This is a genomic window from Methanobrevibacter sp. (assembly GCF_045541095.1).
In the GTDB taxonomy this organism is placed as follows: domain Archaea; phylum Methanobacteriota; class Methanobacteria; order Methanobacteriales; family Methanobacteriaceae; genus Methanocatella.
Genome location: NZ_JAZQIJ010000076.1, coordinates 23,230 through 31,781, shown reverse-complemented (window position 1 = coordinate 31,781; position 8,552 = coordinate 23,230). Strand labels below are relative to the sequence as shown.

General features: G+C 34.8%; 1 protein-coding gene. It reads left to right on the top strand.

The window, feature by feature from the left end:
* A partial coding sequence (locus tag ACKI2P_RS03510) for an amino acid adenylation domain-containing protein (RefSeq protein ID WP_407375056.1) occupies positions 1 to 8,551 on the top strand: 8,551 nt, incomplete at its 5' end.
* Position 8,552: the final 1 nt, after the last annotated feature.

Genomic DNA, 8,552 nt, shown 5'->3' with positions numbered 1-8,552 from the left:
AAAAACCACCAATCCAAATGTTGAAATCACACCAGACCATACCGCTTATATGATTTACACTTCAGGATCAACCGGAAAACCAAAAGGAGTGATAATTGGTCATGAAAATGCATGTAACGAAGCAGAAGGAAACCCAAAATGCAAATACAATAGCATATTGAGTATTGCAACAATCGCATTTGATACATCACTTGAAGACATTCTAACTGGAATAACAAACGGAATAAAAATAATCTTTGCAAATGACAACGAAATCAAAAATATCGTTGATTTAGTACAACTCATAAAACAAAACAGACCAGAAGTAATGGAATTCACACCATCAAGACTATTATCATATTTAGAAGTTAAGGAATTCTGCGAGGTAATTGACTGTGCAAAATGTATTGTAATGGGAGGAGAACAGTTCTCAGCCAAAGCGTTCACAGGAGTAAAACAATACACCGATGCAAAAGTATACAACAGTTATGGACCAACCGAAACCACAATCGCATCAAGCTACAAAGAAATAAAGGACCCTGAAAACATTACAATCGGAAAAGCACTCCAAAACTACATCACAGAAGTAAGAGACATAGACGGCAAACTCCTGCCACAAGGAGTGATGGGAGAACTCTACATAGGAGGAACAGGAGTCGGAAAAGGATACTACAACATGCCCGAAAAAACCAAAGAAGTATTCCTCGAAATAAACAACATCCCATACTACAGAAGCGGAGACTACGCAATAGAAACAACCGACGGCGAAATAGACATAAAAGGAAGAATAGACAATCAAATAAAACTCAGAGGACTAAGAATAGAAATCGGAGAAATAGAAACAAACATAGGAAAATACCCGAACATCAAACAAAACATAGTAGTCATAAAAGAAATAAACAACAACGACCACCTATGCGCATACTTCACCGCAGAACAACAAATCAACACAGACGACCTAAAAGACTTCCTAAAAGACAAACTGACCAAATACATGATACCAACAGTATTCATGCAGATAGATGAAATACCGCAAACACCAAACGGAAAAACAGACCTCAAAAAACTGCCAAAACCAATACTGAAACTCGAAAACGTAAAACCGGAAAACGAAACAGAAGAAAAACTATTCGAAATCGCATCCGAACTCATAAACACAAATGAATTCGGAGTTACAGACGATTTATACAAAATCGGATACACATCACTGACATTGATGAAACTGAATACCTTAATCTATAAGGAAATGGATGTCAACTTGGATATTTCAGTACTGTTCAATAATCCGACCATTAAAAAGCTTGCATATGAGGTTTTAAATAATGGAGATAAACAAACATCAATAGATAAGTTCATCGAATCTTCAAAAGAAATGGAATATTATCCATTAACCGAAAACCAATTAGGAGTATATTATGAATGTAAGCAAAATCCAAATGACATCATGTATGTAATTCCAATGCTTACACGATTCAATGAAGATATTGATGCGGATAAATTAAAAACCGCCATAACAAAGACCATAGATTATCACCCATATCTTAAAACAAGAATTATAAGAGATAGCGATGGTGAGATAAAACTAAAAAGACTTGATGAAGTTTTAATTGAAGATATCGAAATAGTTGAAGTTGAAAACATTGATGAAGACCAGATAATTGAAAATGACATTAAAGCATTTAAATTGGATAATGACCAGTTATTCCACTTTAAAATATACAAATCCGAAAATGAAGTTGCTCTATTCTCAAATTTCCACCATATAATTACAGACGGAGAATCCCAAGAAAATTTATTTAAAGAAATTGTAGATGTATATGAAGGAAAAGAACTTGAAGAAGAAAAGGTAAACGGATATGTTTTAAGTCTTATCGAAAAGAATTACGAAGAAAGTGAAAAATATGAAACATCTAAAAAATTCTTCCACGATAAACTCATGCAGGACATAGAATCAACTATTTTAACTCCAAACCTGAGCGGAAATCCAGATGATGGAAAATCACAAGAACTGAACAGGAATCTTGAGTTCAAATCAATTAAAAAATTCTGTAAAGATAATTCAATAAGCCAAAACGTATTGATAATGGCAAGTGCCATAATAGGCCTTAACAAATTTACATTTTCAGATAAAGCACTAATAACAACAATATTCAATGGAAGGGCAAATCCAAATTACTACAATACCCAAGGATTTTTAGTTAAAACATTGCCTTTAATCGTTACAGCTGAAAATAGAGAAATCACTATTAAAGAATTTTTAAAACAGATTGATGAAACATGGAAAGATACAATAAACAGCAGTTATTATCCATATACAAAAATAGCTGATGAATTCCAATTAAAACCAGAGTTTTTCTATGCATATCATGAATCATCAGAGTCTGAAATCGAATCAAACTCCCTAAATTACTATTGTAAAGAATTAAACCATAAAGACGTGAAAGTAACCGAATACAAAACCAATTTAAATGTTGTTGATGATGGCGAAAAAATAGAACTGTCCCTAGAATACAATGACCAGTTATATACTGAAGAATATGCAGAAAAATTCCTGGATTCAATATTGCACATATTAAATCAAATTATTGCCTCAGACATGAATGAATTTAGATTATGCGACATTGAACTTGAAAAACCTAAGGAAATTCCGGAATTTGAACCGATGGAAATTCCATTCATACATAAACGATTTGAAAAACAAGCAAATGAACATCCTAACAACACTGCAATCATTTCCAGCGGCAAAAGCATAAGCTATGGTGAACTTGACCAGAAAGCGAATAGAGTTGCTAACGCCCTTATTAAAAAAGGAGTTGAACCTGGAAATAAGGTATTGGTGATACTTCCAAGAGACATTAACCTTATTGCTGCAATTATGGGAATACTGAAAGCAGGTTGTGCTTATATTCCAATAGATATGGAATATCCTTTGGACAGAATTAAATATATCTACGAAAACAGCCAAGCGGATTACATGATTACTGACGGAAGTACCGGAAATTCACTTGACATCAGCAGGCTAATTGAAGAAGAGGATATGTCCACACCTGATGTTGATATCACTCCAGATGATTTGGCATATATGATTTATACTTCAGGATCAACCGGAAATCCTAAAGGAGTGATGATTAGCCATAGAAATATAGCAAATCTCTTTGCTGAAAGTGATGACAATATCATTTATGAAGCATACACAAAAATGCACAAGACCCTTGCAATTACAACAATATCCTTCGATACATTCCTTCTGGACTTCAATGCATTGACATTCGGTTTGGAGATGGTTCTTGCAAATGATATCGAGATGAAGAATATTGAAGACCTGACAAGATTAATACATAAAGAAAAACCAGATGCATTAACATTCACTACACCTTCAAGACTTATGCAGTATTTGGATTATGATAAATTCACTGAAGAATTATCTACATTTAAATATCTGGCTGTTGGAGGAGAAATACTGCCAAAAGAGCTGGTAAGTAAAGTTGTGGCAAATAGCGAAGCTGAAATATTCAACATTTATGGACCTACAGAAACCACAGTGACATGTAATTCAATATCAATCAGAGACCCTGAAAAAATAAGTGTGGGAAAAGCTCTGCACAATTATGTAACTGACGTGAGAGATATTGACGGCAAACTACTGCCTCAGGGAGTGATGGGAGAACTATACATCGGAGGGGTTGGTGTCGGTAAAGGATACTACAACCTGGAAGAAAAAACAAAAGAAGTTTTCATTGAAATAAATGGAATCCCATACTACAGAAGCGGAGACTATGCAATAGAACTTCCAAATGGTGAAATAGATATAAAAGGAAGAATAGACAATCAAATTAAACTCAGAGGACTAAGAATAGAAATCGGAGAAATCGAATCCAACATAAGCAGATTCCCTCATGTCAAACAGAATGTAGTGCTGATTAAAAAAATCAATGACACCGAACATCTTTGCGCATACATTACTGCCGATGAAAAACTTGACATTAATTTGTTAAGAAGATATCTGGAAAACAAATTGACAAAATACATGATTCCATCAGCATTCATGCAGATTGACGAAATGCCTCAAACACCAAACGGAAAAACAGACATCAAACAGTTGCCTGAACCGGAATTGAGTTTGAATCATGACCAACCTGAAACTGAAACCGAAAAGAAACTATTCGAACTTGTCAAATCCGTTTCAACTACTGAAGAATTCGGTGTGAGCGATGATTTGTATACTCTCGGATTTACCTCATTAACATTGATGAAACTGAATTCGTTGATTTATAAAAATATGAACGTCAATCTTGACATGGCATCATTATTTAACGATCCTACTGTCAGAAATCTTGCAGACAGCATTGACAATTACATAGCCACTTCCATCGATTTAGATGAAATAATGGAAAAAGCGAAAAACATGGAATATTTCCCACTGACTGACAATCAGTTAGGTATTTACTATGAATGCATTCAGGAATTGAGTGAAATTAAATACACCATGCCTACTGCAATTAGATTTGATGACAATATCGATCCGTATAAACTTAAAGAAGCAATCATCATAGCTATTGATGCTCACCCATATCTCAAAACAAGAATCATCAATACCGATTCAGGAGAATTAAAACAGAAAAGATGTGACGATGAAGAGATAGAAAACATCGAAATAGTAGAACTTGATGTGGATATCACTCCTGAAGAAATTATGAAAAATGATGTCAAGGCAATTCCTATAAATAACCATCAATTATTTAGATTCAAAATATACAACTGCCCAAATAATACATGGTTATTCTCAGATTTCCACCACATAATTACTGACGGCGTATCCCAAGACAATATTTTCAACGACATAACCAAAGCTTATGAAAGCGGACACGTTAAAAGTGAAAAAATAGACGGATATGTCTACAGCCTGATTGAACAGGAAAACTATGAAAATGAAGTATCAGAAAAGTACTTTAAAAATAAATTAGGTGACGGAATTGAATCAACAGTCTTAACCACCAATCTAAACGGAAACCCTGAAGAAGGTGAAATAAAACTCGTTGAAGATTCAATTGATTCAACATTTATCAGACACTTCTGCAACGACCACAGCATAAGTCCAAATGTTTTATTCATGACTGCAACGATTATAAACCTGAATAAATTCACCTATAGTGACAAAACATTAATAACCACCATATTTAATGGAAGGGCAAACTCTGATTTCTATGATACACAGGGAATGTTAGTTAAAACAATTCCTATTATGATAAACAGCGAAAACAGAGAAATGTTCATTGAGGATTTCATCAAAATGGTTGACAAATCCTGGAAAAATTCACTGATACACAGCAATTACCCATATACAAAAATTTCACAAACATATCAACTGAAACCGGAATTTTTCTACGCATATCATGAATCGTTTGAAAAAGACCAGGAAAACACATCAGGCATTAATTTCGAGTCAATACCGTTAGACGGTACTGTTGCAACAGACTATAAAATCAATTTCAACATCTACAATGACGGTGAAACAATCGCCCTCTATCTTGAGTACAATGACCAGTTATATACTCAGGAATATATTGAAAAATTCATGTACTGCTTTAAATATACTTTAATACAGTTCATTGTAAATGATTTGGATAAATTCAGATTATGCGATTTTGAATTGGAAAACGATTTAGGATTACATGAATTTGAAGAGGTTAAAATACCATTCATACACAAACGTTTCGAAAAACAGGTTGATGAAAAACCTGACCGCATCGCATTAATTGCAAGCGACAGAACATTGACATACAAAGAACTGGAAAACAGAAGCAATCGTATTGCCAATGCATTAATTAAAAAAGGCATCAAGCCAAAAAGCAAAATATTGATTATGCTTCCAAGAACCAGCGACCTCATATCTGCAATATTTGGTGTTCTTAAAAGCGGCTGCGCATATATTCCAATAGATTTGGAATATCCTGAGGAAAGAATAAGATACATCTATGAAAACAGTGAAGCGGACTATATAATCGCACAGGAAACAAGCCAAAGAAGTTTAGGAATCGAAGATTTGCTTAAAGAAGAAAATACAGAAAGACCTGACGTATACATCAGTCCTGATGATCTTGCATATCTAATATATACCTCCGGTTCAACAGGAAAACCAAAAGGAGTTATGACCACCCATAAGAACATAGCAAATCTATTTGCTGAAAGCGACAGCAATATCGTTTATGAGGCATACTCAAAAATGCGCAAGACCCTTGCAATATCAACTGTGTCCTTTGATGCATTCCTACTTGACTTAAACGCATTAACTTTCGGTTCAGAAATGGTGCTTGCAAACGACAATGCGATTAAAAGCATTGAAGAGTTAACAAGATTAATTCAAAAAGAAAAACCGGATTCCCTAACATTCGCCACACCTTCAAGACTTCTCCAGTATTTGGATTATGACCAATTCGCCAAAGAACTATCTGCATTTAAATATGTGGGTGTTGGAGGAGAAATGTTGCCAAAAGAACTGATAAACAAAGTTATGGCCATTAGTGAAGCCGAAATATTCAATATCTATGGACCAACAGAAACAACAGTAACATGCAACTCAACATTCATCAGAGACCCTGAAAACATCAATGTAGGTAAGGCATTGCACAATTACGTGACTGAAGTAAGAGACATTGATGGAAAACTCCTGCCTCAGGGAGTGATGGGGGAACTCTACATCGGAGGATTTGGTGTTGCAAAAGGATACTACAACATGCCTGAAAAAACCAAGGATACATTCATCACAATAAACGACATCCCATACTACAGAAGCGGAGACTATGCAATAGAACTTCCAAACGGAGAAATATCCATAAAAGGAAGAATAGACAACCAAATCAAACTCAGAGGACTAAGAATAGAAATCGGAGAAATAGAAACAAACATTTCCGAATATCCTAACATCAAAAAGAATGTTGTACTCATTCGTGAAATAAACAATACGGAACATCTTTGCGCATATTACACCGCAAGTGAAAACATAGACAAGGATGACTTGAAAGAATACCTCAAAGGCAAACTTACACGTTATATGGTTCCAACAGTATTCATGCAGCTGGATGAAATGCCACAAACACCAAACGGAAAAACAGACATCAAACAACTTCCAGAGCCAAAAATCGACATGAAATATGTTGCTCCGCAAACTCCTCTGGAACAATTGATTTGCGCAGTATTTTCCAAAACACTGGATATCGAAACTGTTGGTGCAGAGGACAATTTCTTTGAGATAGGAGGAACATCTCTTATTGCATCCAAACTCATTATGGAATTAGTTAAAAGAGATTATTCAATCAGTTATGAAGACATATTCCAAAATCAAACCCCTCAAGAATTGGCGAAATTCCTATCTGGTGAAGCAGATACAAAAGACCTCCATTTGGATTTACTCGAAAACTACGACTACACCAGAATCAACGAACTTCTCAGTGAAAATACACTGGAAAACTTCCATGACGGAGAACTGGAGGAACTTGGAAACGTTTTAATAACAGGAGTTACAGGATTTTTAGGAATACATGTATTATATGAATTCCTCAAAAATGAAAACGGAATTGCATACTGTATGCTGAGAAAAGGCAATTATGATTCATGCAAAGACCGTTTATCCGATTTGGTAGAGTATTACTTCGATGAAGATTTAACAGACCTCATTGATTTGCGTGTCGAATTAATTGAAGGAGACATTACAGAAATAAATGACTTTAAAAAACTAGTGGACCAGCCGATTGATACTATTGTCAACTGTGCAGCTATTGTAAAACATTACAGTGCCGACGATTACATATTCAGAGTCAATGTTGACGGAGTGATTAACGGACTTGAATTTGCAAAGGCAAACAACATTAAATTTGTGCAGGTTTCAACGGTCAGCGTTCTCACATACCCAAGGGATGAAACTATAAGTGTTGAGTTTGATGAAAGGTCATTTTATTACAGTCAGGATTTAACCAACAAATACGTCAACAGTAAATTCCTGGCCGAAAGAAAAGTGCTGGAATATGCTGCAAACGGTTTAGATGTTAAAATTGTCAGAGTCGGAAACCTTATGGGCAGATATTATGATGGAAAATTCCAGAAAAACTATGAAACAAATGCGTTCCTGAATAATCTAAAAGCTCTTGTCAAAATAAAATCAATATCCGAATCAATCTACAACGATGAAGTTGAAATGAGCCCTATAAACATGACTGCAAAATCTTTACTGGCATTATCAAAAACACCCGCCAAATGCAGAGTATTTAACTGTAACATCAGCAATATCATACATAATTACGACATCATTGAGGTATTGAATTCATTTGGCTATGAAATTGAAAAGGTAAGCAATAAGGAATTTGTGGAGATATGCAAAAACAATATGGATGAAAACATTCAAGGCCTGATTACATCTGAAACATCAATAGATGATGAAGAACCTTATGAGGAATACGTCAATAACGAGCAGACCAGAACAATTCTTCACGAATTAAATGTTGACTGGCCGGAAATCGACAAAGAATATCTTAAACGTGTGATAACCTATTTGAATAAAGTGAATTTTTTTGATTAAT